23 protein-coding genes and 1 pseudogene are annotated in these 22,366 nt (G+C 62.7%); 13 read left to right on the top strand and 11 right to left on the bottom strand.

Features of this window, described 5'->3' with window-relative positions; genetic code table 11:
- Positions 1-16: 16 nt before the first annotated feature.
- Complete coding sequence (locus RFM68_RS02820) at positions 17-1,396, bottom strand: serine hydrolase domain-containing protein (protein ID WP_320231135.1); 1,380 nt, start codon at positions 1,394-1,396, stop codon at positions 17-19.
- A gap of 289 nt (positions 1,397-1,685) precedes the next feature.
- Between RFM68_RS02820 and RFM68_RS02825 the strand changes: the two genes are divergently transcribed.
- A complete protein-coding gene (locus RFM68_RS02825) occupies positions 1,686-2,477 on the top strand; it encodes a glycoside hydrolase family 25 protein (RefSeq protein ID WP_320231136.1) in 792 nt (263 codons plus the stop codon).
- A 184-nt stretch (positions 2,478-2,661) separates the two neighbouring features.
- The gene (locus tag RFM68_RS02830; RefSeq protein WP_320231137.1) at positions 2,662-3,840 is read left to right on the top strand and encodes a lytic murein transglycosylase; all 1,179 of its coding nucleotides are present in this window, start codon (positions 2,662-2,664) and stop codon (positions 3,838-3,840) included.
- A gap of 79 nt (positions 3,841-3,919) precedes the next feature.
- On the opposite strand, the gene RFM68_RS02835 is transcribed toward RFM68_RS02830, so the two are convergent.
- The gene (locus RFM68_RS02835) at positions 3,920-5,140 is read right to left on the bottom strand and encodes an alanine racemase (protein ID WP_320231138.1); all 1,221 of its coding nucleotides are present in this window, start codon (positions 5,138-5,140) and stop codon (positions 3,920-3,922) included.
- Positions 5,141-5,354: 214 nt separating this feature from the next.
- Here RFM68_RS02835 and RFM68_RS02840 point away from each other — a divergent pair, with 214 nt between their 5' ends.
- Positions 5,355-6,275, top strand: coding sequence for a DMT family transporter (locus RFM68_RS02840; RefSeq protein WP_320231139.1), 921 nt, complete (start codon positions 5,355-5,357; stop codon positions 6,273-6,275).
- Positions 6,276-6,657: 382 nt separating this feature from the next.
- Here the strand turns inward: RFM68_RS02840 and metF are convergent, their stop codons facing one another.
- Together metF and RFM68_RS02850 are read right to left on the bottom strand one after the other, a co-directional pair.
- The gene (gene metF / locus RFM68_RS02845; RefSeq protein ID WP_320231140.1) at positions 6,658-7,575 is read right to left on the bottom strand and encodes a methylenetetrahydrofolate reductase [NAD(P)H]; all 918 of its coding nucleotides are present in this window, start codon (positions 7,573-7,575) and stop codon (positions 6,658-6,660) included.
- A complete protein-coding gene (locus RFM68_RS02850; RefSeq protein WP_320231141.1) occupies positions 7,575-8,582 on the bottom strand; it encodes an ArsR/SmtB family transcription factor in 1,008 nt (335 codons plus the stop codon). Before RFM68_RS02850 ends, metF begins: the two co-directional genes overlap by 1 nt.
- Positions 8,583-8,722: 140 nt before the next feature.
- Here RFM68_RS02850 and tsaA point away from each other — a divergent pair, with 140 nt between their 5' ends.
- From tsaA to RFM68_RS02870, 4 genes are all read left to right on the top strand, one after another.
- On the top strand, positions 8,723-9,229 hold the full coding sequence (gene tsaA, locus RFM68_RS02855; RefSeq protein WP_320231142.1) for a tRNA (N6-threonylcarbamoyladenosine(37)-N6)-methyltransferase TrmO: 507 nt from the start codon (positions 8,723-8,725) through the stop codon (positions 9,227-9,229).
- A complete protein-coding gene (locus tag RFM68_RS02860) occupies positions 9,226-9,540 on the top strand; it encodes a DUF2293 domain-containing protein (RefSeq protein ID WP_320231143.1) in 315 nt (104 codons plus the stop codon). The genes tsaA and RFM68_RS02860 overlap by 4 nt, the downstream gene beginning before the upstream one ends.
- 84 nt (positions 9,541-9,624) lie before the next feature.
- Entirely contained in the window at positions 9,625-10,584 is a 960-nt protein-coding gene (locus tag RFM68_RS02865; RefSeq protein WP_320231144.1) for a D-amino acid aminotransferase, read from the top strand.
- A gap of 196 nt (positions 10,585-10,780) precedes the next feature.
- Positions 10,781-11,620, top strand: a complete 840-nt coding sequence (locus tag RFM68_RS02870) for an SDR family oxidoreductase (protein WP_320231145.1) — start codon at positions 10,781-10,783, stop codon at positions 11,618-11,620.
- A 43-nt stretch (positions 11,621-11,663) separates the two neighbouring features.
- Here RFM68_RS02870 and RFM68_RS02875 read toward each other — a convergent pair whose 3' ends face one another.
- The gene (locus tag RFM68_RS02875; protein WP_320231146.1) at positions 11,664-12,278 is read right to left on the bottom strand and encodes an MOSC domain-containing protein; all 615 of its coding nucleotides are present in this window, start codon (positions 12,276-12,278) and stop codon (positions 11,664-11,666) included.
- A gap of 13 nt (positions 12,279-12,291) precedes the next feature.
- The gene (locus RFM68_RS02880; protein WP_320231147.1) at positions 12,292-12,849 is read right to left on the bottom strand and encodes a TetR/AcrR family transcriptional regulator; all 558 of its coding nucleotides are present in this window, start codon (positions 12,847-12,849) and stop codon (positions 12,292-12,294) included.
- A 194-nt stretch (positions 12,850-13,043) separates the two neighbouring features.
- Between RFM68_RS02880 and RFM68_RS02885 the strand changes: the two genes are divergently transcribed.
- The 3 genes from RFM68_RS02885 to RFM68_RS02895 all read left to right on the top strand — a co-directional run bounded on the left by RFM68_RS02885 (position 13,044) and on the right by RFM68_RS02895 (position 14,559).
- Complete coding sequence (locus RFM68_RS02885; protein ID WP_320231148.1) at positions 13,044-13,463, top strand: tautomerase family protein; 420 nt, start codon at positions 13,044-13,046, stop codon at positions 13,461-13,463.
- A 29-nt stretch (positions 13,464-13,492) separates the two neighbouring features.
- Complete coding sequence (locus tag RFM68_RS02890; protein WP_320231460.1) at positions 13,493-13,891, top strand: VOC family protein; 399 nt, start codon at positions 13,493-13,495, stop codon at positions 13,889-13,891.
- 101 nt (positions 13,892-13,992) lie between these two features.
- Positions 13,993-14,559 (top strand): methyltransferase family protein, encoded by a 567-nt coding sequence (locus RFM68_RS02895; protein WP_320231149.1) that lies wholly within the window; start codon positions 13,993-13,995, stop codon positions 14,557-14,559.
- Positions 14,560-14,581: 22 nt separating this feature from the next.
- Here RFM68_RS02895 and RFM68_RS02900 read toward each other — a convergent pair whose 3' ends face one another.
- The 3 genes and pseudogenes from RFM68_RS02900 to tam form a co-directional block, all read right to left on the bottom strand.
- Positions 14,582-15,703: a beta-ketoacyl-ACP synthase III gene (locus RFM68_RS02900; RefSeq protein ID WP_320231150.1), complete on the bottom strand. Its 1,122-nt coding sequence runs from the start codon at positions 15,701-15,703 to the stop codon at positions 14,582-14,584.
- A gap of 114 nt (positions 15,704-15,817) precedes the next feature.
- On the bottom strand, positions 15,818-16,114 hold the full coding sequence (locus RFM68_RS02905; protein WP_320231151.1) for a hypothetical protein: 297 nt from the start codon (positions 16,112-16,114) through the stop codon (positions 15,818-15,820).
- Between the two features lie 131 nt (positions 16,115-16,245).
- A pseudogene (gene tam / locus RFM68_RS02910) lies at positions 16,246-17,016 on the bottom strand (trans-aconitate 2-methyltransferase); the annotation flags it as partial.
- Between the two features lie 170 nt (positions 17,017-17,186).
- On the opposite strand from tam, the gene RFM68_RS02915 reads away from it, so the two are divergent.
- Positions 17,187-17,963 (top strand): DpnI domain-containing protein, encoded by a 777-nt coding sequence (locus tag RFM68_RS02915; RefSeq protein WP_320231152.1) that lies wholly within the window; start codon positions 17,187-17,189, stop codon positions 17,961-17,963.
- Between the two features lie 25 nt (positions 17,964-17,988).
- Positions 17,989-18,270, top strand: coding sequence for a hypothetical protein (locus RFM68_RS02920; RefSeq protein ID WP_320231153.1), 282 nt, complete (start codon positions 17,989-17,991; stop codon positions 18,268-18,270).
- A gap of 5 nt (positions 18,271-18,275) precedes the next feature.
- Here the strand turns inward: RFM68_RS02920 and ettA are convergent, their stop codons facing one another.
- Both ettA and RFM68_RS02930 read right to left on the bottom strand, forming a co-directional pair.
- The gene (gene ettA, locus RFM68_RS02925) at positions 18,276-19,925 is read right to left on the bottom strand and encodes an energy-dependent translational throttle protein EttA (protein ID WP_320231154.1); all 1,650 of its coding nucleotides are present in this window, start codon (positions 19,923-19,925) and stop codon (positions 18,276-18,278) included.
- Between the two features lie 171 nt (positions 19,926-20,096).
- Positions 20,097-21,107 carry a ribonuclease T2 family protein gene (locus tag RFM68_RS02930; protein WP_320231155.1) on the bottom strand — a complete coding sequence of 337 codons (1,011 nt, stop codon included), beginning with the start codon at positions 21,105-21,107 and terminating at the stop codon, positions 20,097-20,099.
- Between the two features lie 249 nt (positions 21,108-21,356).
- Between RFM68_RS02930 and RFM68_RS02935 the strand changes: the two genes are divergently transcribed.
- The gene (locus tag RFM68_RS02935) at positions 21,357-22,289 is read left to right on the top strand and encodes an alpha/beta fold hydrolase (protein WP_320231156.1); all 933 of its coding nucleotides are present in this window, start codon (positions 21,357-21,359) and stop codon (positions 22,287-22,289) included.
- Positions 22,290-22,366 lie beyond the last annotated feature (77 nt).

A 22,366-nucleotide genomic window follows, 5' to 3' on the forward strand; every position in this document is an offset into this window, starting at 1 on the left:
GCGGCCGACCAAGCCGCTAATGCAGCGCCTTCACCAGCGCCGCCACCATCGTCTGCGGCCGATAGCCGAACTTGGCCGGCGTCAGCCCAAGCCGCACCACGACCAATTGCTCCGACGGAACGATGGCGACGGTCTGGCCGTCATGGCCTTCCATCCAATAGGTGTCCTTGGGCAGGCCGGCGGCGGTGCCCGCGCCGGGATTTTCCTCGTCGCCCGGGCCTTCGATCCAGACCTGACCCTTGCCATAGACCTTCGAGGTCGGCGCCGGCTGGCGCATCCAGTCGACAAAACCGGCGGGCAGGACCTGCGCGCCGTTCCAGACGCCTCCCTGCAGCAGGAACTGGCCGAAGCGCGCCCAGTCATGCGCGGTAGCATAGAGATAGGACGAGCCGACGAACGTGCCCTGCTCGTCGGTTTCGAGCACCGCGCTGTGCATGCCGAGCGGCCCGAACAGCGCCGCGCGCGGCCAGGCCAGTGCCTTCGCCTTGTCGCCGATCGCGTCCTGCCAAAGCCGCGACAGCATCACAGCCGTGCCGCTCGAATAGGAAAATACCTTGCCGATCTCACCGGTCGGCGGCTTGGCCTCGGCGAAGCCCGCCATATCCGGTTCGAGATAGAGCATTCGCGTCACGTCGGCGACGTCGCCATAATCCTCGTTGAACTCCAGCCCGCTAGACATCGCCATCATGTCGGCAAGGCTGATGGCGGCGCGGCCGTCGGCCTTCCACGGCGTAAACAGGCCTTTATTGTCGACAGCCATCTTGCCGTCCTTGACCAGCGTGCCGACAATCGCGGCGTTAACCGTCTTGGTCATCGACCAGCCAAGCAGCGGCGTCTTGGCCGAAAAGCCCTCGCCATAACGTTCAGCGACAACGCGGCCATTCTTGACCACCACGATGGCGCGCATGCCTGTGCCGGCCATCGCGGCGTCGTCGACGATTTTCGCTACCCCGGGATTCTGCGAAGCATCCACCCGCTCGCCATCAGGCCAGAGCGCGTCGGGCTGCGGTGTCGGCGGCGCCGTGCGCAACGACGTCTGCCTTGCCTTACCGGTATCGCCATCGGGAACCGACGCGCAGCCGACGCCGTCGCGCTCAACTGCGACACTCTTGCCGAGAATCCAAAGCAGGCCGGCCGAGACAAGTCCCCTCTCCTTGTCGACGGACACCTTCATCAGCCTGAGCAGCGGATGGCCCGGCGCCTGGACGTCGACGGCCAGAACCTCGTTGGCATCGCGGCCGGCGACGAAGACGTTCGAGCACACGATCTTGGCCGAATAGCCGGAGCCGACACGGATGAGCTCCGGCGGTGCGAAATAGAGCCAGGCAAACAGCGCCACCACCGCCAGGATCACAAGGCCAAGCAGCCATTTGATGAATTTCACGACAGCCCGCATCTTTCCCGCCCTTCGGATTCTCCGGCTCGATTTATGTCATCGATTTGCCGCCATTGCTTCCGCAAAATCATTGGCGTTGTCGAGCGCCGTCAATGGATTATCAACCATGTTCGGCGATCTACTTGTCCATGTCGCCCAAAAGTGCGCAGCGGTTTTTTGGGACAACGACATGGACCGACAAAGAGACTGGGACGGTCTTGTGGGGCGACCGTCCGGAGGGGGCCAGCGCCAGCGACGGCCATCTGCAAAGACCCATCAGCGGCCGGCTGGAACCGGTCCGGGGAATGCCATGCGCCGTCTTGCGGCCATTCTGATGCTGACGCTGCTCGGCGCCTGCTCGACCGTGGACGATATTTCGCCGCTGTCGCCGTCTTCGCAGACGGTTGCCGTGCGAGCGCCTAAATTCGACGATTCCAAGCCGCATGAATGGGACAGCGGCGCGCCGTGGAATTACGCCATCCATGGCACAGATGTTTCGAAATACCAGACCTCGGTCGACTGGCCGACGGCCAGGGCAAGCGGCATCTCCTTTGCCTTCATCAAGGCGACGGAAGGCGGCGATCGCTTCGACGACTATTTCAACGAGCACTGGGCGCGCACCAGGGCCGCCGGCGTTCCGCGCGCCGCCTATCATTTCTTCTATTTCTGCACGCCGGCTGAAGCCCAGGCGCGCTGGTTCATCGCCAATGTTCCGAGAGACCCGTCGGCGATGCCGCCGGTGCTCGACATGGAATGGAACCCGAAATCGCCGACCTGCAGGCTGCGGCCGGACCCGGCGACGGTGCGTGCGGAGATGACGACCTTCCTCGAAATCGTCGAGCGGCATTACGGCAAGAAGCCGATCATCTACACCTCGATCGACTTCTTCGACGACAACCAGCTGGCGACATTCCCCGGCTATTCCTACTGGCTGCGCTCGGTCGCCGGCCACCCGCGCGAGAAATACGGCGGCCATCCCTTCACTTTCTGGCAGTACACCGGAACCGGTATCGTGCCCGGCATGACCGGCAAATCCGACATCAACGTCTTCAACGGCTCGGAAGCCGCCTGGAAGAAGTGGTTGCGGCAGAACACCCGTTGACATCGGCCGTCCCGCCTGCTTTCGACACGGCGGGCGGCGAAACATGCAACCGCTGGTAATCTGGGAGTGGCGCACTCGTCCGAGTGCCTGGCGCGGCTCCTGAACTTTGAAATCCTCGCATGCGCCTGTCCGATCCCGGTCCGGGGTTACGATGGGGCCGTGCGCCGGTCTCGAAAGGGAAGCGATGCGATTGGGCCTTGAAATCCTGGCGGCGCTCTTTGCCGGTGCGTTTGCGCTGCCCGCCGCGGCACAGGAATGCGGCGGCGATTTCGAAGCCTGGAAACAGGGCGTCGCGGCCGAAGCCAAGGCGGCCGGCGTCGGCGCCGTCGGTCTCGACGCGCTGGAAGACGCGACCATCGACCAGCGAGCGTTGGCGCGCGACCGCGCCCAGGGCGTCTTCACCCAGACTTTCACCGAGTTCTCCAACCGCATGATTTCGGACTACCGCCTGAAGCAGGGCGCAGCCAATCTGAAGAAATATGCCGACATCTTCGACCGGGCCGACAAGGAATTCGGCGTCCAGCCGGCCATCATCGCCGCTTTCTGGGGACTGGAAACCGACTTCGGCGCCGTGCAAGGCGACTTCCATACCCTCGATGCGCTGGCGACGCTGTCGCATGATTGCCGCCGCCCTCAGCTCTTCCGGCAGCAATTGGTGCCGCTGTTGACGCTCATCGACCGCGGCGTGCTGCCGGCCGACGTCAAGGGCGCCTGGGCTGGCGAGATCGGCCAGACGCAGATCCTTCCGACCGACTATCTGGCCCGCGGCGTCGACGGCGACGGGGACGGCAAGGTCGACCTCAGGAACAGCGTGCCGGATGTCATCATGACGACGGCCGGCAAGATCATGTCGCGCGGCTGGAAGCGCGACCAACCGTGGGTCCAGGAAGTGCGCGTCCCCGATGAGATGCCATGGGACCAGACAGGTCGTACGAACAAGCTGCCGCTGTCGCAGTGGGCGCAATGGGGTGTTACCGAACCCAACGGCAACCCGCTCATCGACAATGGGTTGAAAGCCGGCTTGGCGCTGCCGATGGGCCGCAAGGGTCCCGCCTTCCTGACCTACGACAATTTCGATGTCTATCTGGAGTGGAACCGGTCCTTCACCTATGCGCTGACCGCGGCCGTGCTTGCCACGCGCCTTGCCGGCGCGCCGCAATTCGATCCGCGCACGCCCGAGCAAGGCCTCAGCGGCGACCAGATGAAGGCCCTGCAGACCAAGCTCGAAGCCAAGGGTTACGATGTCGGCACGGTCGACGGCATCCTGGGCACCAACACCCGTGAAGCGGTCCGCCAGGAACAGATGCGGCTCGGCCTCCCCGTGGATGGCTGGCCGACGCCGGAACTGCTGGCGAAGCTGTAATAGTGAGTAGTGAGTAGTCAGTAGTAAAGACGTGAAGCTACTCACTACTCACTACTCACTACTCACTACTCACTAACCACTAGTCCGCCATCGTCTCCAAACTCGCAAACCCTTGCGGCGCGTCGCCCTCGTCGAAGGTGGTCGTCACCTCGACGAAGGTGTCGGGATAAAAGCCGTTGAAACGTGTCCTGAGCGACAGCGAGTAGGCGCCGATATGGCCGATCTCGATCCAGTCGCCGGTGTCGACCGTTTCCGGCAACCAGAACGGCCGCGACAGGATGTCGACGGAATCGCAGGTCGCGCCGCAGACCTTGAACGGCACGATGGTGTTTTCGTCGCCATTGCGCGTGCGGATCGCGGGATCGGGGATGAAGCGTGCCGGCAGCGTGATCTTGCCGGTCCATGAATCCGACAGCGACGCCCAGATGCCGTCATTGATGTAGAGCCGCTTGCCCTTGCGCAAGAGCACGCGCACGATCAGCGACAGGCAGCGCGCCACGATCACGCGGCCGGGCTCCGCGACCAGCGGCATCTGGTCGAACTGGTATTCCTTGATGTCGCCCGCCAGCCGCGACATCAACTGCCCAAGCGACGGCATCTCAATGTGCCTGCGATTGGGGTCATGGCCGTATTCGGCCGGAAAGCCGCCGCCGACATCGAGCCCGGCAATGTCGAAGGTCAGCCGGTTGCGGACCCAATCGGCCGAGGCCAGCGCCCGCTCATAGGTGTCGGGATCCTCGATCTGGCTGCCGACATGGAAGCAGAGGCCTACCTTGTAACCGGTGCGGTTCAGCCGCTCGGCAAGCTCGACGGCATTAGCGGGCCCGGCGCCGAATTTCTTCGACAGTTCGTAAGCCGCATGGCCCTTGGTCTGGATGCGCACGAAGACGGTGATGGCGCCCGGGTCGATATCGAGCGCCCGCACCACACGCGTCAGCTTGGTGATCTCATCCTCATGATCGAGCGAGATCACCCGGATGCCGTATTTCTCCAGCGCCAGCTTGATGTCCGACTGCGCCTTGACCGGGTGCATGTAGAGCATTTCGGCATCAGCCGACACCGCGCGCACGGCGGCGAACTCGCCGGGCGAAGCGACGTCGAAGGTGCCGACGCCGGCGTCCACCAATGTCTTCAGCACGATCTGTTCGCCATTGGTTTTCACCGCATAGGCGGTTTTGCCGGGAAACATGCCCATGAATTGGAGGGCATCCGCTTTCAGCACCTGCGGGCGAAAGCAGTAGACCGGATCGTCCGGGCGAAGCGCCAGTGCCGCCTCGCGGGCATTTTCGAATCGCTGCATGGACGAATCCTCAAGTCTGGAGCGCGCACAATTAATCCTAGCTAGCCGCCAAAGAAAACAGTTCTGTGTCTCGCGTTCCAGACGGCCCGCTGCACGTTTCTTGCGAACGCTAAACCGTCAGTCAGGTTTCGGGTGGCCCTTGCCGCCGGACCCGATATCGGTTGTTGAGGTGTTTGACGGGCTGAGTTTGCGATCGGCCCCCGGAGGGAACAACATGTCCATTACGGCCGCAGCCGCGTCGACACGCGGACCGATGACGCTTAAGGATTGGGCGCAGCTTCTCTTGCTCGGCGCGATCTGGGGCGGTTCGTTCTTCTTTGCCCGCATTGCCGTGTCCGAGATCCATCCGCTGGCGCTGGTGCTGTTTCGCGTCGCCATCGCCGCGATCGCGCTCCAGCTTTATCTGGCGGTGCGCGGCCCTTCGTTTCGCCTCGCCTTCCCGCATATCGGCTTGTTCTTCCTGCTGGCGCTCACCAACAATGTCATCCCCTTCTCGCTGATCTTCGCCGGCCAGACGCAACTTGGCGCCGGCGTCGCCTCGGTGCTCAATGCGACGACGCCGTTCTGGACGCTGATCCTGGCCAACGCGCTCACCACCGACGAAAAGCTGTCCTGGAACAAGCTGGCCGGCATCGCGCTCGGCGTCGCCGGAACGGCGGTGATGATCGGCCCGGGTCTGCTTGCCGGGCTGGGCGGACCGGTGTGGGCAAAGTTAGCGCTGATCAGCGCCTCGCTTTCCTACGCAGTCGCCCTGATGATCGCGCGTCGCTTCAAGGGTGTGCCTTCGCCGGTTATCGCCACCGGACAGCTGACCGCCTCGACCATCATCATGATCCCGATCGTGCTGATCGCCTACGGCCCGGTCGGGCTTCTTGCCGCCTCGCCGCCGGTCTGGGCAGCGGTGCTGGCGCTGGCGCTGCTTTCCACCGCTTTCGCCTACATCCTCTATTTCAACCTTGTCGCCTCGGCCGGCGCCACCAATGCCTCGCTGGTCACCCTGGTCGTGCCGGTCAGCGCGGTGCTGCTCGGCTTCCTCTTCCTCGGCGAGCGGCTGGCGCTGTTCGAGATCGGCGGCATGACATTGATCGGGCTTGGCCTGATCACCATCGACGGGCGGCTGTTCGGCCGATGGTAGCGGTGTCATGTCACACCGCCGCCACAATTTATTCACAACCCCGGAGCCGGCTTTTGCCGAAGAGTTTCAACGGCTAACGGCAAATACCGAGTCGCAAATTCCACAATCATGTCGCATTGCAGCACGTTTTCCGCTTGCCTGTGGCACAAATGACCCTAGACTCCTGCCATAGCTCTGAAGAGGAGGCTATGGCATGGGACTGACGAGGCCAATCAACGCTTTGATGATTTGTGCCGCATTCGCATTCATCGGTGCCCTTATCATAGGCGTTCTTCCCTGACCCGCCAAAGCCGGGAAGACCAGCACCGAGAATAGTCCAACAGTTCGAGAAGGCCGGGTTCTACCCGGCCTTTTCCATTGCAAACCGACTTCCGTTGCAGCCTCACGCCGCGGCCGAACCGGCGGCCTCCGCCTCATGCGAGCGGATGCCGATCATGTGGCAGATGGCAAAGACGAGGTCGGCACGGTTCATCGTGTAGAAATGGAAATCGCCGACGCCGCGCTCGACAAGGTCGAGCACCTGCTCGGCCGCCACGGCCGAGGCCACGAGAGCATGCGTCTGCGGATCGTTCTCCAGTCCTTCGAAACGCTCGGCCAGCCAGGCCGGCACCAGTGCCCCGCAGCGCGACGAGAAATTGGCGACCTGGGTGAAATTATGCACCGGCAGGATGCCCGGCACGATCGGGATATAGATGCCGGCGCGCCGCGCCCGCTCGACGTAACGCTCGTAAAGATCGTTGTCGAAGAAGAACTGCGTGATCGCGCGCGTCGCGCCATTGTCGGCCTTGCGCTTCAGCATGTCGATGTCGGTGGCGAAATCCGGGCTTTCCGGATGCTTTTCCGGATAGGCCGAGACCGAGATATCGAAATCGCCTGCGCTCTTCAACGCTCCGACCAGTTCGGCGCCATTGGCGTAGCCGTCGGGATGCGGACGGTAGCTTGTGCCCACGCCGGCTGCCGGATCGCCACGCAACGCGACGAAGCGCCTGACGCCCATGTCGGCGAATTCACGGATGACCGTATCGACCTGATCGCGGGCGGCATCGACGCAGGTCATATGCGCGGCCGGCGTCAGCGACGTCTCGTTGAGGATGCGTCTGACCGTGCGCGCCGTGCGCTCGCGGGTCGAACCGCCGGCGCCGTAGGTCACCGAGACGAATTTCGGCTTGAGCGGCTCCAGCCGGGTGACGGTGTCCCAGAGCCTTGCTTCCATCTCGTCTGTCTTCGGCGGGAAGAACTCGAAGGACACCCTGACCTTTTCGCCAATGTCGGGGCGGCGGGAAAAGCGGAACTGGTTCATCAGGCTGTTTCCCTCACTGGCAGTGTATCGTTGGATGGATCGGCGATCAGCAGGCGGCGGTCGCGGCCGAGCCAGAGCTTGACGGTGAGTCTTGCCTCGTTGCCGCCTCGCGGCTCGAATTCCTGGCTGTCCTCGAGCTCGAGCCCGGCCTCCGCGAACCATTCCGAAATCTGGCGGTCGGAGAAACCCAGCCGCATATGCGCATGCCGGTCACGCAGGAATTCAAGCGCGTGCGGCGCGAAGTCGACGACGATCAGCCTGCCCGACGGGCGCAGCAGCCGCGCCGCTTCGGCGATCGCGCGGGCCGGATCGTCGAGATAGTGCAGCACCTGATGGATGGTGACGAGATCGAAGGCGTTGCGTTCGACCGGCGGCGAGAAGATATCGCCCTGGCGCACCTGCGCGTTGGCTATGCCAGCCTTGTCGAGATTGGCGCGCGCAACCGTCAGCATCTCGCGCGACATGTCGATGCCGACGCCGCGCCGGTAGAGCGGCGCGAAGATTTCCAGCAGCCTGCCCGTGCCGGTGCCAAGGTCGAGCATCGACTGGAACGGTCGCTTGCCGACGAGCTTCAGCAGTGCCGCTTCCACCGCGCGATCCGGCACATGCAGCGAGCGGATGTGATCCCAGCTCGCGGCATTCTCGGAGAAATATTCGGCTGCCCGGTCCTGCCGCTTGCGCTTGACAGATGCCAACCTTTCCAGATCGCGCACGACCTGCGGATCGGCCTCGCTTATGCCCGAGACCAGACGCTGCACGAAATCGCGCGAATTATCCGTATCGGTCAGCCTGAAGAACGCCCAGGAGCCTTCCTGATAGCGGCCGATCAGCCCGGCATCGAGCAGCAGCTTCAGATGGCGCGAAACGCGCGGCTGCGACTGCCCGAGGATCTCGGTGAGGTCGGAGACGGTAAGATCGCCGCGCGACAACAGCACCAGGATGCGCAGCCGACTGGATTCGGCCGCCGCCTTCAATGTATCTACCATCGTGTCGAGCGAGACATGCATGATCGGGTTCTCGTTGAGAGATATAAAGATATGTTTATGTCGATTTTGAAACCCTGGCAAGCGCTATGTCGCTTCCGGACAAGAAAATGGCGCAGCCGTGATCCGCGCTTGGCAGGCGGTTCTTCCACAGGATGAATAGGATGTTTGAGACGCGCGAAGGTGAAACGCTTCTTGCAGCCGATCCGGCGCAACTGCGGCCGGACGGCCATGTCGTCTTCATCGGCCGCATTGTCTCGCCCTGGGCCAGTCGCGAGGATTGCCCCAAGAACATGCGCGCCGCCCGGCAATCCGGGCGCGCCGCGACCGTTCTGATCGATGAGCCGTATCGCCTGGGGCTACGGAACCTCGACCGCGCCAGCCACATCGTCATCCTGTCCTGGCTCCATCACGCGCCGCGGAATCTGATTGTCCAGAAACCGCGCCATGCGGCTGAACCGAAAGGCGTTTTCTCGCTGCGCTCCCCCGCCCGGCCGAACCCTGTCGGCCTTCATGTGACAAAGCTCGTCGCTCTCGACATGGAGGCCGGCCGGATCGAGATCGATGCCATCGATGTGCTGGACGGCACGCCGGTCATCGACATCAAGCCTTATTACGCCTCGACCGACGCCTTCCCCGAAGCGATCATTGCCGGGCGCGACGAGAAGTGAGCGCCCCCACTGGCCGCCGACGCGCCATTGGCAAGGCGCTGACCGCGCTTTTGCCGCTCGCTCCTTATGCGGACATGGAAAAGATCCGCACTGAGGCCGGTTCGGTGCATATGAAGACCTTGCCGCCAACGATCGCGGTGTGGCTGGCAACCATCGCCCATGTCCGCCACGTCCACACCGATTACGAAAAACTGCTCGCCGAGGGTTATGATCGGGATTCGGCGCGCTTCTTCGTCATCGGGCGGACCAACGAGGTGCTCACACGCTGGCGGGCGACAAGGCTGCTTGAGGAAGACGACGAGGACGAGTGAGGCCAAGCAGCACCGGCTGCCTGGCTCTACTGCGTCCGCAATCGGGCGCTAGCCTGCCTTGCCTAATACCAAGGGAGGAACGAAATGAGCCAGGCCGCTGCTGCACCAGCCAAGTTGCTCCCCCTTCTCTCCGAACGCCATGTCGACCCGCATGCCTATCCCGACGGCGTTGCCTTCCTGGACGGGCAATATCTGCCCATGTCGCAGGCCAAGATCTCGGTGCTGGATTGGGGCTTTCTGCATTCCGACGCCACCTATGACACGGTCCATGTCTGGGACGGCCGCTTCTTCCGCTTAGACCTGCATCTCGACCGGTTCTTCGGCGGGCTGGAAAAGCTGCGCATGACGATCCCGTTCGATCGCGCCGGCGTTGCCGAAATCCTCCACAATTGCGTCGCGCTGTCCGGCCACCGCGCGGCTTACGTCGAGATGCTGTGCACGCGCGGTGCCTCGCCGACCTTCAGTCGCGATCCGCGCCAGGCGATCAACCGATTCATGGCTTTCGCCGTTCCCTTCGGCTCGGTCGCCAATGCCGAACAGCTGCGGAGCGGCCTCAAGGTGGCAATCAGCGACAAGGTGCGTATTCCGCCTGTCTCCATCGATCCCTCGATCAAGAACTACCATTGGCTCGATCTCGTACGTGGCCTTTACGATGCCTATGACCGTGGCGCCGATACCGCGCTGATCCTCGACTTCAACGGCAATGTCGCCGAAGGCCCGGGCTTCAACGTCTTCTGTGTAAAAGACGACAAGCTGTCGACGCCCGCCGTCGGCGTGCTGCCCGGCATCACGCGCCGCACCGTGTTTGACCTGTGTGGCGAGGCGGGCCTTTCAGCTTTTGCGGCGGATGTCGGCGTCGCCGCGCTCAAGACGGCGGACGAGGTCTTCATCACCTCGACCGCCGGCGGCGTCATGCCGGTCACGACGATCGACGGCGCGCCTATCGCCGACGGCAAGGTCGGTCCAATCACCGAACGTCTGATGGCGCTTTATTGGAAAAGGCATGACGACCCGGCTTGGTCGAGTGCGGTGCGCTATCCCTGAGCCCACCGTCAAATAATTTCGGCGCTGCCTCTGGAAAAACGCCGAAAGCGCCGTACATGCAGGAAGCGGAGCATCCTCCGCTTATCTCCGGAATTCATCACCCAGAGCAATTCCAGGAAAGTGCGTAGTGGTTAGGCTCGGCGGTTTCGCCGTAGCCTTTCGTTCGGAATTGCTCCAAGAGCAAGGATCGCAGATCATGACTGACAAGGTTTGGTTCATCACCGGATCGTCGAAGGGCTTTGGCCGCGTCTGGGCCGAAGCTGCCCTCGCCCGCGGCGATCGCGTTGCCGCCACCGCGCGAGATGCCGGCACGCTCGCCGATCTCGTCGAAAAATATGGCGACAACATCGCCGCCATGAAGCTCGACGTCACCGACAAGCAAGCGGTCGAAGCCGCGGTCGCCGAGGCGCACAAGCGCTTCGGCAGGCTCGACGTCGTCATCAACAACGCCGGCTACGGCCATTTCGGCGCCATCGAGGAAGTCACCGAGCAGGAAGCGCGCGACCAGATCGAGACAAATGTGTTCGGCGTGCTCTGGGTCACCCAGGCGGCTTTGCCCATCATGCGGGCGCAGGATTCCGGCCACATCATCCAGATATCGTCGATCGGCGGGGTCAACGCCTTCGCCTCGCTCGGCCTCTACCACGCCTCGAAATGGGCGCTCGAAGCCTTCAGCCAGTCGCTCAGCCTCGAGGTCGCGGAGTTCGGCATTCATGTGACCCTGGTCGAGCCGGGCGGTTTCTCCACGGACTGGGCCGGGCCGTCGGCCAAGGTCTCCAACCCGTTGGAGGTTTATGAACCGGTCCGCACGGCAATGGCCGAGCGCCGCGGCCGGTCCGTGGCCGGTGATCCGGAAGCGACCGGTCCTGCAATGCTTGCGATCGTCGATGCGGCCGAGCCGCCGCTCCGTGTCTTCTTCGGCGATGGCGGCCTGCCGATGATCAGGCAGGAATATGCCAACCGAATCGCCACCTGGGAAAAGTGGGATCATGTTTCGGTAATGGCGCAGGGCGCCAACAACAACAGGAAAGCTTAGTCCAAGACGCCGCCATGCCGCCTCGGGCGGCATGGCCCTCCTCTCAACGATAAATCCACTGCTCCGGCACCCGCACCGAAATCTCTTCGCCTGCTCTTACGACGCCCGGCTTCTCGACCCATGCGACAAGGCCGCGCAGCCGTTTCGCCGCCTTGGGGAAGAGCAGTGCTCCCGCCTCAAGATCGGCCATCCCGGCATTCTCGGCGATCGAACGCCCGGAGATGCGGCAGGGCCCGTTCTGCGCATCGATCTTGATGGTCACGCCGCCCTTGAAGAACATGAGCGAGCCGGCCGGCAGCATGGAAAGATGCGGCACCCCTTCGATCAAAAGGTTGGCACCGATCCACTCCGGCTTGATCTCCGCGATGCCCATCCGCTCGGCGACGATGGCAAGCTCGTCGGCGGCGACAAGCGACAATTGCCGCTCGTTGCGCATCTCCGTGCCGCGCGGATACCAGGGCTCGCGTCCGCCGGAACGCCGTGTTGCGCCGGCATGGAAATCGCCCTCGATGCCGTCGAAGCCAAGATGCAGTTCCTCGACCGCCCTCGTCTCGAAATGATCGTGCGGAGCGGCATAGAGCGCCGCGGCCGTTGCCGCGAGCTTGCGACCCGGCACGATGTCGACGGGCGCTTCAATTGCGGAGAACAGGTCCGGCATCGGCTTCACCTTTTCAGTCGGCCGCTTTTCGCATTTCGGCTGCCCAGGCGGCAAGGGCGGTCTCGGCGAGAGCCCTCAGGTCTTCCGTCGAAGCGCCGTCACGCGCCTGGATCGACATTCCCTGCATGACGCCGGCCAGGTATTTGGCCAATCGCTCGACGGACAGCCCCGCCGGCAATTCGCCGGCCTCACGCCCCTTGCCCAGCCGCGCCGCGATCGCCGCTTCGCTTGCCCTGCGATATGCCTTGAGCTCGTCCGCGATGCCTTGTGCCTGCGGTGATGCTGCCAGCGCGCCGCTGATGAAAAGACAGCCGCCGGGCTTGCCTGGCCGGGTATAGGCTTGTGCCGCCCCCATCAGCAGCAGCCGGATCGCCTCCTCGGTCGGCACCGGCGCGCTGAGCGCGTCCAGCGCAAACCCGACCTCCGTTTCGTGGTAGTGCACCAGCGCCCGGCGGAACAGCGTCTCCTTGTCGGTGAAGGCGTTGTAGATCTGCGGCGGCGTCAAGCCCATGGCTTCGCGCAGCATGGCAAGCGAGGTCGCCTCATAGCCATGCTCCCAGAACAGATGCATCGCGGCGTCGAGCGCTGCCTCCGGGTCAAATGCCCGCGGCCGGCCTCCGCGTGACTTCCCGAAATTTTCCATAATGATCGATACGAAACCTATTGACTCACGTCTTCTTGGTAACGTAACAATCAATACGTAACCTGACAAGGGCAAAGCGCCCGAGCGATCAGGACCATTCGCAGCAAGCAAGGGAAACCGATATGCCGATCACCGTAACCGCGCCCGAAGGCGTGCTGACAGCAGTTGGAGAACGCGACATCCTGCCCCGCCTGAGCGCCGCGCTCATCGAAGCTTCCGGAGCCACCGGGAATTCATTCTTCAGCGCAATCGTCGGCGGAACGGTCCATGTGCTGCCCAATCATCGCATCTATGCGGGCGGCGCCAACCGGCCTGTCGTCATGGTCGAACTGAAACTGCCGAACATCGGCCTCGCCTCCATCGAGGCACGAGAGGCATTCATCACGGCCGCCACCAGGATCGTCGCCGACCTTTGCGTGCCGGGCCACAAGCCCGAAAACACCTGGATCAACATCCTCAATGCGCCCGACGGCGGCTGGGGCATCGGCGGTCGGCAATATTCGGACGATGCGCTTGTTGCAGCCGTGATGGCCGCGGCGTGACGACCACGGTTGAGGAGCAAGGGCACGGGATGCGGTTTTCGCCCTCGTTGTTCTTCACGGTCAACTGCGAGGAGGCTCTCGCCTTCTACGAACGGTGCGGCCTCGGCCGGGGGACGGTCCTTCTGCGCTGGGGCGAAAACGATATGCCCGTCCGAACCGAAGCCATGCGAGCGAAAGTGCTGCATGCCCGGTTCGAGGGACCGGGCATCCTTTTTCACGCGTCCGATAACGACGACGCTGAACCGATGAAGGGCTCGGCGCTGATGTTGGAGTTTGACGATCTTCCCGCGATGCGAGCTCTGTTCGGCCACATGGCCGAGGGAGGCCTGATCACGGTGCCTGTGGCACGTCAATATTGGGGGACGAGCTTCGGCATGCTTGTCGATGCCTTCGGCGTGCAATGGATGTTCGGCTGTTCAAGCGAATAGTGTCTGCTCGACCCTCGCCTTGCGATCACAACGATCACGACGTTCTTACTGGCCTTTCGCCGCGCCGCGCCGCTTGATGGCGCCGCAAGCAGGAGGTCGGTATGCAACCCGGACCGGCAATCGCGGCACTCTGGTTGATCTGGCTGGTGTCGTGGGCGCTCGCCGCTTTGTGGGCCGATCCGGTGCACAAGCGCGCCGGCTTCAAGGCGGAGGCTCAATATCGTGCGCTGTGGATCGCCGGCACCGTCCTGCTGTTCGTGCCGGCGCACGGTTATGTCGGCCGGCTGCGGCTCTGGATGCCGACGCTCACCGTGGCGTGGATCTGCGTCGCCTTGATTGCCATCGGCATCGCGTTCGCCTGGTGGGCGCGCCTGCATCTTGGCCGGTTATGGTCGGGCACCATCACCGCAAAGGCCGATCATCGGGTGGTCGATACCGGTCCCTACGGACTTGTGCGTCATCCGATCTACACCGGACTGCTGCTGTCAATCCTGGCTACCATGGCGGCCAAAGGTACGGTCTGGGGCATCGCCGGCGCCGCGCTGCTGCTCGTCGGCATCGTTGTCAAGGCGAAGTTGGAAGAGAGCTTCCTGCGCGGTGAGCTTGGCCCGGCCTATGACGACTACGCCAGGCGCGTGCCGATGCTGGTGCCTTTCGCGCCGGCTTGACCGCGGCAGGATTTGCTGAAATTCAAAGCATGCGCAGCAGCGCGCCGCCTATCGAATAGCCGGCGCCGAAGGCGCAGATCAGGCCGAAATCGCCGGCCTTCATGTCGGCATGGTTTTCCGACAGCGCCACGATGGCGCCGGCGCCGGCCGTGTTGCCGAGCCGCTCCAGAACCATCGGCGCGCGGTCATGGTCGACATCGTGGCCGAAGGACAATTTCAGGATCATCGCATTCATGCGCGCATTGGCCTGGTGCAGCCAGAAGCGGCGGATGCCGTCCGGTGTCAGCCCGTGCTCGGCCAGGAACTCGACAATGAATTTCTGGCCGGCGACGGTGACTTCCTTGAACACCTTGTTGCCGACTTGCTTGATGAGATTGCCTTCCAGATTGATCATGTAGGGATCGTCCTGGGCGGTGCGGGTGTGGTAACCGAGATTGGTGCGGATGTTGTTCGACATCTGCGTCCAGATCCGCGTGTCGAGCACCTCGAAGCGCCCCGGCCGCTTCTCGCCTTGCGCCAGTCCCTCGACGACCATGGCGACCGAAGCGTCGCCGAAGATGAAATGCGTCTGCCGGTCGCGGAAGTTGAGATGGCCGGTGATGATTTCGGGCGTCGACACCAGGATGCGCTTGTGCACCCCAGCCCTCACCAGGTTGACGGCGACATGCAGCGCGGCAGCAGCGGAAGAGCAGCCGAGGCCCATGTCGAAGCCGGCGCCTTTGGCGCCGATCGCCTCCTGCATCTCGATGGCGATCGCCGGATAGGGCCGCTGATGATGCGAGGCCGAGCAGATCACCAGATCGATGTCCGATCCATCAACCCCGGCATGGGCAAGCGCTTTCCTGGCCGAGGCGAGGCCGAACTCCGCCTCCAACGACACCGCATCGTCCGGTCGCGCCGGAATGCGCGGCGTCATGCGGGTCGGGTCGAGTATGCCCTCGCGCTCGATGACATGGCGGCTCTTCACGCCCGAGGCATGCACGATGAAGTCGCTGTCCGATTTCTGCAGCAACGTTTCGCCGGTGGTGGCGCGGCGCGCATTCTCGGTGTCGACCCAGCTGTTGAAGCTTGCGACCAGCTCTTCATTGGTGATGACGGGTTCAGGGATTTCGGCGCCAATGCCGCTGATGATGACGCGATGCATGTCCAATCCGTCTAAGGCACGGGCCTTGCGGCTCTGATGTGGGCGCGGAAACGGCCCGGGGCAACCCTTGTCGCATTTGGCCGGTTTAAGCCAGCTTAAACTCCACGCGCCGGTTCACCAGGCACACAGTTTTGTGTTGGTCTGCGGGTTGTTCCAGCAGGCGCCGTCATCGCGGCTGCGCACGTATTGGCCGGGCAGCGATCGGTTGCGGCCGCCGAGCCTGGCATAGCCGAAGGCAAAGCCGGGCTGGTCGATTTCCAGCGTGATGGTGGGATAGCCCGGCGCCGAGACACGGAAACTGCCCTCGCCGTCCAAAGCGTTGTAGTTGCACGGATAATAACCGTCGTCGGTGGTGAAGCAGCGCGCCGGCTTGGCCTCGGCGGTGATCGAAAAAGAAACAATAGCAGCCACGCACTGACCGCTTCCGGGAACCATCCTGCCCAATGTCATTGCTCCCCGTGGACGGTCCACCCTGGTCCAGACGGGTGAAATGCGCATGACGGCGCAACCGGGTCAAGCGCTCCGGAAAGCAGGGAGCCTAGGGCGCGTTTGGCCACGATGAAGATGCGCGGGAAGCGCAGCAGCACCTTGCCGTTCGCCGTCTTCGGATAGGCCTTGGCGATCTTCGCCGTGTAGGTGTCGAGGAACAGCTTCCTCTCATCCGCGTCGAGCGGATCGAGGAACGGCTTCAGGCCCGTCGCCCTGACCCATTCGACGATCGCCTCGGCATCGGCCAGCGGATGGTTGTAGATGGTGTGCCAGATGTCGAGCCGGTCGGCGAGCGGCGACAGCAGATCGTAATAGAACGACACTGGCGGCAGCGGCCCGCGCGCGGCGCCCTCGAGCCTGGTTGCAAACGGCACTTCCGCCGCGGTCTCGCGCATAAGCTGGTGCGAGGCTTCGCCGAGATTGTCCGGCATCTGGACGGCAAGAGCGCCACCCGGCGCCAGAAGTCCCATCAGCCGCTGGAACACCGCCGGATGTTTCGGCAGCCACTGGAAGACGGCGTTGGCGAAGATGACGTCGACAGGATGCTCGGGCTGCCACCCGGCGGCGTCAGCCAGCTCGAAATTGACGTTCGGCAGCCGCGCCCTGGCCTTCTCGATCATGTCGGGCGACGTGTCGAAGCCGCTGACTTCGGCATCCGGCCAGCGCTCGACCAGAAGCTCGGTCGAGTTGCCCGGACCGCAGCCGATATCGACGACGCGGCGCGGAAAATCGACCGGGACCTGCGCCACGAGATCACGCGCCGGCCGCGTGCGCTCATCCTCGAACTTCAGATATTGGGCGGCGGACCAGTCCTCGCGTGTCATCGTAATCCATCTCTGTCGTAATCCATATCTGTATTGACCCCGGCGCATGCTGACATCGCTCGAAGCCAAAAAAGGGCGACGGGGCTTTCTGCAGTGCTATCAGGCTCTTGATCGCGGCCATGGCAAAACGATAGGTTCGAACAGTTACATCCAGATGGCTTCAATCGCGAATGAAATTTGGTTTCGAAGAAGCGCAAGCCAAATACGTCAGTGGCTCTCAGCGCGCGAGGGTCTGGACTGAACAGTGGGTTTCCCAGTGGATTTACTGCCCTAATTGCGCCGGTTCACGGTTGACGCAGTTTTCCGCAAACCTGCCCGTTGCTGACTTTTTCTGCGGTGACTGTAGTGACCAATTCGAGCTGAAGAGCCAGAAGAAAGCCTTCGGCGCCAAGGTTGCCGACGGTGCATACTTTACCAAGATCGATAGGCTGGCATCGTCAACTAATCCAAACCTGATATTGCTAAACTACGATCTCAACAAAATGGCGGTATTAAACGTTTGTGTGGTGCCTAAGCACTTCTTCATTCCAGACATTATTGAGAAGAGAACGCCGCTTGCCCCAACAGCAAGGAGAGCGGGATGGATCGGCTCGAACATACTGCTCAATCGCGTACCGAATTCGGGGCGAATCTATATCGTTCGAAACAGCGTTCCAATCCCAAAGGAAGCTGTTATTGCGCAATGGCAGAAGACCCTCTTTCTTCGCGAGAAGGAAGCGGAAGCTCGTGGCTGGCTAGTCGAAGTTATGAAATGCGTCGATCTGATCGGCACTGTGGAATTTGATATCGAGCAGGTCTACACGTTTGAAGGGAGATTGAGCGCTCTATATCCGCACAACAGGAATGTCCGGCCAAAGATTCGTCAGCAACTGCAAGTTCTTCGGGATAGCGGATATCTCGATTTCGTTTCTCGTGGGCGCTATCGTATTAGAAGCAATCCGCTATAGTCTCGCGGCGTAGGGAGGCTCCGACATGGCCTGGTTTGCAAACCACTACGAATGCTACAGGTGCAGTGAACATTGGATCGACGAATGGTCCTGCATGTGTGATGACGAGTGCCCGAGCTGCGGCGCACGTCACGCAACGCCTGTAGAGAGTGAAGACCTAACGTTTCAGGTAGTTGCCGACACTGGGGTTTTTGTCGTTCTGAAATCGCCGGACAATGCAGAACACCGCCCAGACTACGAAGAGATTAGGCGCTTCGCCAGCGAGACGCTAGCGAAGCAATTTGTTGCGCAGTTCGAGCGTTTGTAAGCTTCCTACCGCGTCAGCCGCTTATGCGTCATGCGGTGCGGCGCTGCTGCTTCCGCGCCCAACCGGCGCAGCTTGTCCTTCTCGTATCCCTCGAAATTGCCTTCGAACCATTCGACATTCGCGTCGCCCTCGAAGGCGAGCATGTGGGTCGCCATGCGGTCGAGGAACATGCGATCGTGGCTGATGATGACGGCGCAGCCGGCATAGGCTTCCAGGGCGTCTTCCAGCGCGCTCAGCGTCTCGGTGTCGAGGTCGTTGGTCGGTTCGTCGAGCAAAAGCACGTTGCCGCCTCCCTTGAGCATCTTGGCCAGGTGCACGCGGTTGCGCTGGCCGCCCGAGAGATTGCCGACCTTCTGCTGCTGGTCGCCGCCACGGAAGTTGAACGACGAGCAGTAGGCGCGGCTGTTGACTTCGTGCTTGCCGAGCTTGATGATTTCGGCGCCGCTGGAGATTTCCTCCCACACCGTCTTGTTCGCATCGAGCGCGTCGCGGCTCTGGTCGACATAGCCGAGCTTGACCGTCTCGCCGATACGGATCGAGCCGGCATCCGGCTTTTCCTGGCCGGTGAACATCTTGAACAGCGTCGTCTTGCCGGCGCCGTTCGGGCCGATGACGCCGACGATGCCGCCCGGCGGCAGCTTGAACGACAGGTTCTCGATCAACACCTCATCCGCGAAGCCCTTGTTGACGCCCTCGACCTCGATGACGACGTTGCCGAGGCGCTCGCTCGCCGGGATGACGATCTGCGTGTCGGTCGGCTTGCGGCTCTGCGACTGCTCGACGAGTTCCTCGTAGGCCTGGATACGCGCCTTGGACTTGGTCTGGCGGGCCTTCGGCGACGACTGGATCCATTCGCGTTCGCGCCAGATCGACTTCTGGCGGGCATCGTCCTCACGGCCTTCCTGGATCAGGCGCTTGGCCTTGGCGTCGAGATATCTGGTGTAGTTGCCCTCGTAGGGGATACCGCGGCCGCGGTCGAGCTCGAGGATCCAGCCGGTGACGTTGTCGAGGAAGTAGCGGTCGTGGGTGATGATCAAGACCGAGCCCGGGTAATCGCGCAAATGCTTTTCCAGCCATTGCGTGGTCTCGGCGTCGAGATGGTTGGTCGGTTCGTCGAGCAGCAGCAGGTCGGGCTGTTCGAGCAGCAGACGGCAGAGTGCTACGCGGCGACGCTCGCCACCCGACAGGTTCGTCACTTCGGATTCAGGCGGCGGGCACTGCAGCGCGTCCATCGCCATTTCGACCTGCTGCTCGAGGTCCCAAAGGTTCAGGCGGTCCATCTCGTCCTGGAGCTTGGCCGACTCGTCCGCCGTCTCGTCGGAATAGTTCATCATCAGCTCGTTGTAGCGCTCGATGATGGCGGTCTTCCTGGCGACGCCGTCCATGACGTTTTCACGCACGGTCTTCGTGTTGTCGAGCTGCGGCTCCTGCGCCAGGTAGCCGACGGTCGCGCCCTCGGCCAGCCACGCCTCGCCCTGGAACTCCTTGTCGAGCCCGGCCATGATGCGCAGGATCGTCGACTTGCCTGACCCGTTGGGGCCGAGGATGCCGATCTTGGCGTCCGGATAGAAGGACAGGTGAACGTTATCGAGCACCTTCTTGGTGCCATAGGCCTTAGACAGGCCGGACATGTGATAGATGAACTGGCGAGCCACGCGCGCTTTCCCTGGAAACTGAAGTGTCAAGGTGGATGGGGGTTGCGCGCTATGTAGGCGATGAAGCGCCGAACGGCAATCGCTTTCGGTGCGATGGCGTCCGATCCCGGCGCTTTCGCTGATTTGCGCCCCAAGTCCGGCCACCTAGCTGTGCAACTACGGCTATTACGTCTATTGGAAGCCGATCGCGTCGACCGTGCCCTTCGGGCAACCGGCCTTGCCTGTCGGCGCGGACGCCATCAAGAGATCCGCAAGCTTGCTGTCCGGGCCGATCGGACCGGACAGGCCGAGCGTGACCTCGCCGATCATACGCCGGCCGCTCGACGGGTCGACCAGGCAGGAAACGCGTACGCGATCCCCGGCGCCTGAGCCGAAGGCTTCGTTGAAGGCGCCGCGGATCTCGTCCGAGGTCAGTTGCTTGCCGATGTTCTTGTTGAAGAGATCGCGCACCGCCGAGCCGTTCACCGCCCGCATCAGGTTGAGCGCGTCGGAGAAGTATTCCTGCTGGCTCTTGCCGTAGCAGGTGCCGTGCTTGATCCATTCGTGCCGCTCCAGCCTGGAGGCGGTGCCTGGCATCACCTGGTCGAGCTCGGCGCGGGTATTGGCATCGAGATTGACCGGTGGCAGGTCTGCCCAATGCGCCGGATTGTCGTTGGCTTTGTCGCTTGCCGGCACCTGGCAATAGAAATTGCCGTTCGGCTGCGGCCACAGCCCATGCAGCGTAAAATGCGAAGCATCGAACTCGCTGGGGCTCTGCGCCTTGCATTCGGGCTTGCTGGCCTTGGTCTCGCAGAAAGCCGGCTGCCAGCTCAGCGCAAAGACATATTCGGGTTTCCCGGAGGCCGACGGCGACGGCTTGGTCTGGCCCGAAGGCGCAGGCGTGGCCGCGGCGCTGCCGCCGGTGACATGGCCGCAGTTGATCTTCACCCAGCGCCGCTCTGGATCGGCGCCCGGCACCTGGATGAGATAGTGGGTGGGCTCGTCCTTGTTGCCGGCAAGAAGCTCGTAGCTCTGCCCGGCTTCGGTCGAGATGTTGCCGGGGTTCTTGCCGCTCTTGATGGCTTGCGTCGCCGGACAGGCGCTATCGGACACGAAGGTACCGCTCATCTTCACATCGGCATTGGCCACATTGACGCCTGCCACAGCCAGAACAACCGCACCCCACAGTGCCCAGACCCGCATTCCCACTCTCCCGGCAAGGATTGAACCGTATTGGATTCGGCACACTAGAACAGGCGTCGTGTCAGAATTGCGATTTTTTCACTGCGCGAAGAACAATCCCCAAATCTGAATGCTTCCAGCTCGCGAATTCGCGAGCTGCCCTGAGTGCCTCCGCGACGCAGCGAATTGCCAGCGTAGCACATTGCCAAGCGCGCTCATCCACTTGACGCAGGCAGAAGCCTCGCCCAACAGTCGCCGAGGGAGCGAGACATGCCATTCGACAAGCAGACCAGACTGGCCTCACCGACCGGGGCCGATCTCAACCTCTATGTGCGACAAGCCGCGGGGGACCCGCGCGCCGTGGTCCAGATCAACCACGGCCTGGCCGAGCATGCGGCGCGCTACGCCCGCTTTGCCGATTTCCTCAGCGGGCGCGGATTCCACGTCTACGCCCATGACCATCGCGGCCATGGCGCGACGAAGGCAGCCGACGCGCCGCTCGGCAAATTCGCGGACAATGACGGCATCGCCAAGGTGATTGCCGATGTCGGCGCCGTTCACGACCTGATCGCGACCGAGCATCCGGGACTGCCTGTCCTCGCTTTTGGACATTCGCTCGGTGCCTCGATCGCGCTGAACTTCGTGCTTCGCCACTCCGAACGCGTCCATGCCGCCGCGATCTGGAACGGCAATTTCTCGCAAGGCCTGCTCGGCCAGCTGGCGCTCCTCATCCTGGGCTGGGAGCGGATGCGGCTGGGTTCCGACGTGCCGTCGCGGCTTCTGCCAAAACTCACCTTCCAGGCCTGGGGCAAGGCCGTGCCCAACCACCGGACCTTATTCGACTGGTTGTCGCGCGACCCGGTCGAGGTCGACAAATATGTCGCCGATCCGCTCTGTGGCTGGGACGCCTCGATTTCGATGTGGCGCGACGTGGTCAACATGGCACAGCACGCCGGCAAGGATTCCAGCTTCGCAGGCGTTCGGCGCGACCTCTTCGTCAATCTTGTCGGCGGCGAGAAGGATCCTGCATCGGATTACGGCAAGGCGGTCAACCACCTCGCCAAACGCATGCAAGCGATGGGTTTTTCGAATCTGGCTTCAAAGGTTTACGCCGAGACCCGCCACGAAAGCCTGAACGAGATCAACCGCGACGCCGTCATGAATGGATTCGCCGCCTGGGCGGACAGCGTGCTGAAATCCTGATCCGGCGTGGCCTATCGTATGGGTCGTGACACGGCCGGTGCGTGTTGCTAGAGCCAGCGTTTCGTTAGAACACGGTG

Source organism: Mesorhizobium montanum, assembly GCF_033977145.1.
GTDB classification, from domain to species: Bacteria; Pseudomonadota; Alphaproteobacteria; order Rhizobiales; family Rhizobiaceae; genus Mesorhizobium; species Mesorhizobium montanum.

Excerpts from the sequence above, each read along its gene's own strand:
- metF (WP_320231140.1), bottom strand. The coding sequence starts at position 7,575 with ATGAACCAGTTCCGCTTTTCCCGCCGCCCCGACATTGGCGAAAAGGTC.
- RFM68_RS02915 (WP_320231152.1), top strand. The coding sequence starts at position 17,187 with ATGAAATTTGGTTTCGAAGAAGCGCAAGCCAAATACGTCAGTGGCTCT.
- RFM68_RS02865 (WP_320231144.1), top strand. The coding sequence starts at position 9,625 with ATGAGCCAGGCCGCTGCTGCACCAGCCAAGTTGCTCCCCCTTCTCTCC.
- RFM68_RS02835 (WP_320231138.1), bottom strand. The coding sequence starts at position 5,140 with ATGCAGCGATTCGAAAATGCCCGCGAGGCGGCACTGGCGCTTCGCCCG.
- RFM68_RS02920 (WP_320231153.1), top strand. The coding sequence starts at position 17,989 with ATGGCCTGGTTTGCAAACCACTACGAATGCTACAGGTGCAGTGAACAT.
- RFM68_RS02830 (WP_320231137.1), top strand. The coding sequence starts at position 2,662 with ATGCGATTGGGCCTTGAAATCCTGGCGGCGCTCTTTGCCGGTGCGTTT.
- RFM68_RS02895 (WP_320231149.1), top strand. The coding sequence starts at position 13,993 with ATGCAACCCGGACCGGCAATCGCGGCACTCTGGTTGATCTGGCTGGTG.
- RFM68_RS02900 (WP_320231150.1), bottom strand. The coding sequence starts at position 15,703 with ATGCATCGCGTCATCATCAGCGGCATTGGCGCCGAAATCCCTGAACCC.
- RFM68_RS02885 (WP_320231148.1), top strand. The coding sequence starts at position 13,044 with ATGCCGATCACCGTAACCGCGCCCGAAGGCGTGCTGACAGCAGTTGGA.
- RFM68_RS02820 (WP_320231135.1), bottom strand. The coding sequence starts at position 1,396 with ATGCGGGCTGTCGTGAAATTCATCAAATGGCTGCTTGGCCTTGTGATC.
- RFM68_RS02935 (WP_320231156.1), top strand. The coding sequence starts at position 21,357 with ATGCCATTCGACAAGCAGACCAGACTGGCCTCACCGACCGGGGCCGAT.
- RFM68_RS02890 (WP_320231460.1), top strand. The coding sequence starts at position 13,493 with ATGCGGTTTTCGCCCTCGTTGTTCTTCACGGTCAACTGCGAGGAGGCT.
- RFM68_RS02930 (WP_320231155.1), bottom strand. The coding sequence starts at position 21,107 with ATGCGGGTCTGGGCACTGTGGGGTGCGGTTGTTCTGGCTGTGGCAGGC.
- RFM68_RS02840 (WP_320231139.1), top strand. The coding sequence starts at position 5,355 with ATGTCCATTACGGCCGCAGCCGCGTCGACACGCGGACCGATGACGCTT.
- RFM68_RS02880 (WP_320231147.1), bottom strand. The coding sequence starts at position 12,849 with ATGCATCTGTTCTGGGAGCATGGCTATGAGGCGACCTCGCTTGCCATG.
- RFM68_RS02825 (WP_320231136.1), top strand. The coding sequence starts at position 1,686 with ATGCGCCGTCTTGCGGCCATTCTGATGCTGACGCTGCTCGGCGCCTGC.
- RFM68_RS02850 (WP_320231141.1), bottom strand. The coding sequence starts at position 8,582 with ATGCATGTCTCGCTCGACACGATGGTAGATACATTGAAGGCGGCGGCC.
- tsaA (WP_320231142.1), top strand. The coding sequence starts at position 8,723 with ATGTTTGAGACGCGCGAAGGTGAAACGCTTCTTGCAGCCGATCCGGCG.
- RFM68_RS02875 (WP_320231146.1), bottom strand. The coding sequence starts at position 12,278 with ATGCCGGACCTGTTCTCCGCAATTGAAGCGCCCGTCGACATCGTGCCG.
- RFM68_RS02870 (WP_320231145.1), top strand. The coding sequence starts at position 10,781 with ATGACTGACAAGGTTTGGTTCATCACCGGATCGTCGAAGGGCTTTGGC.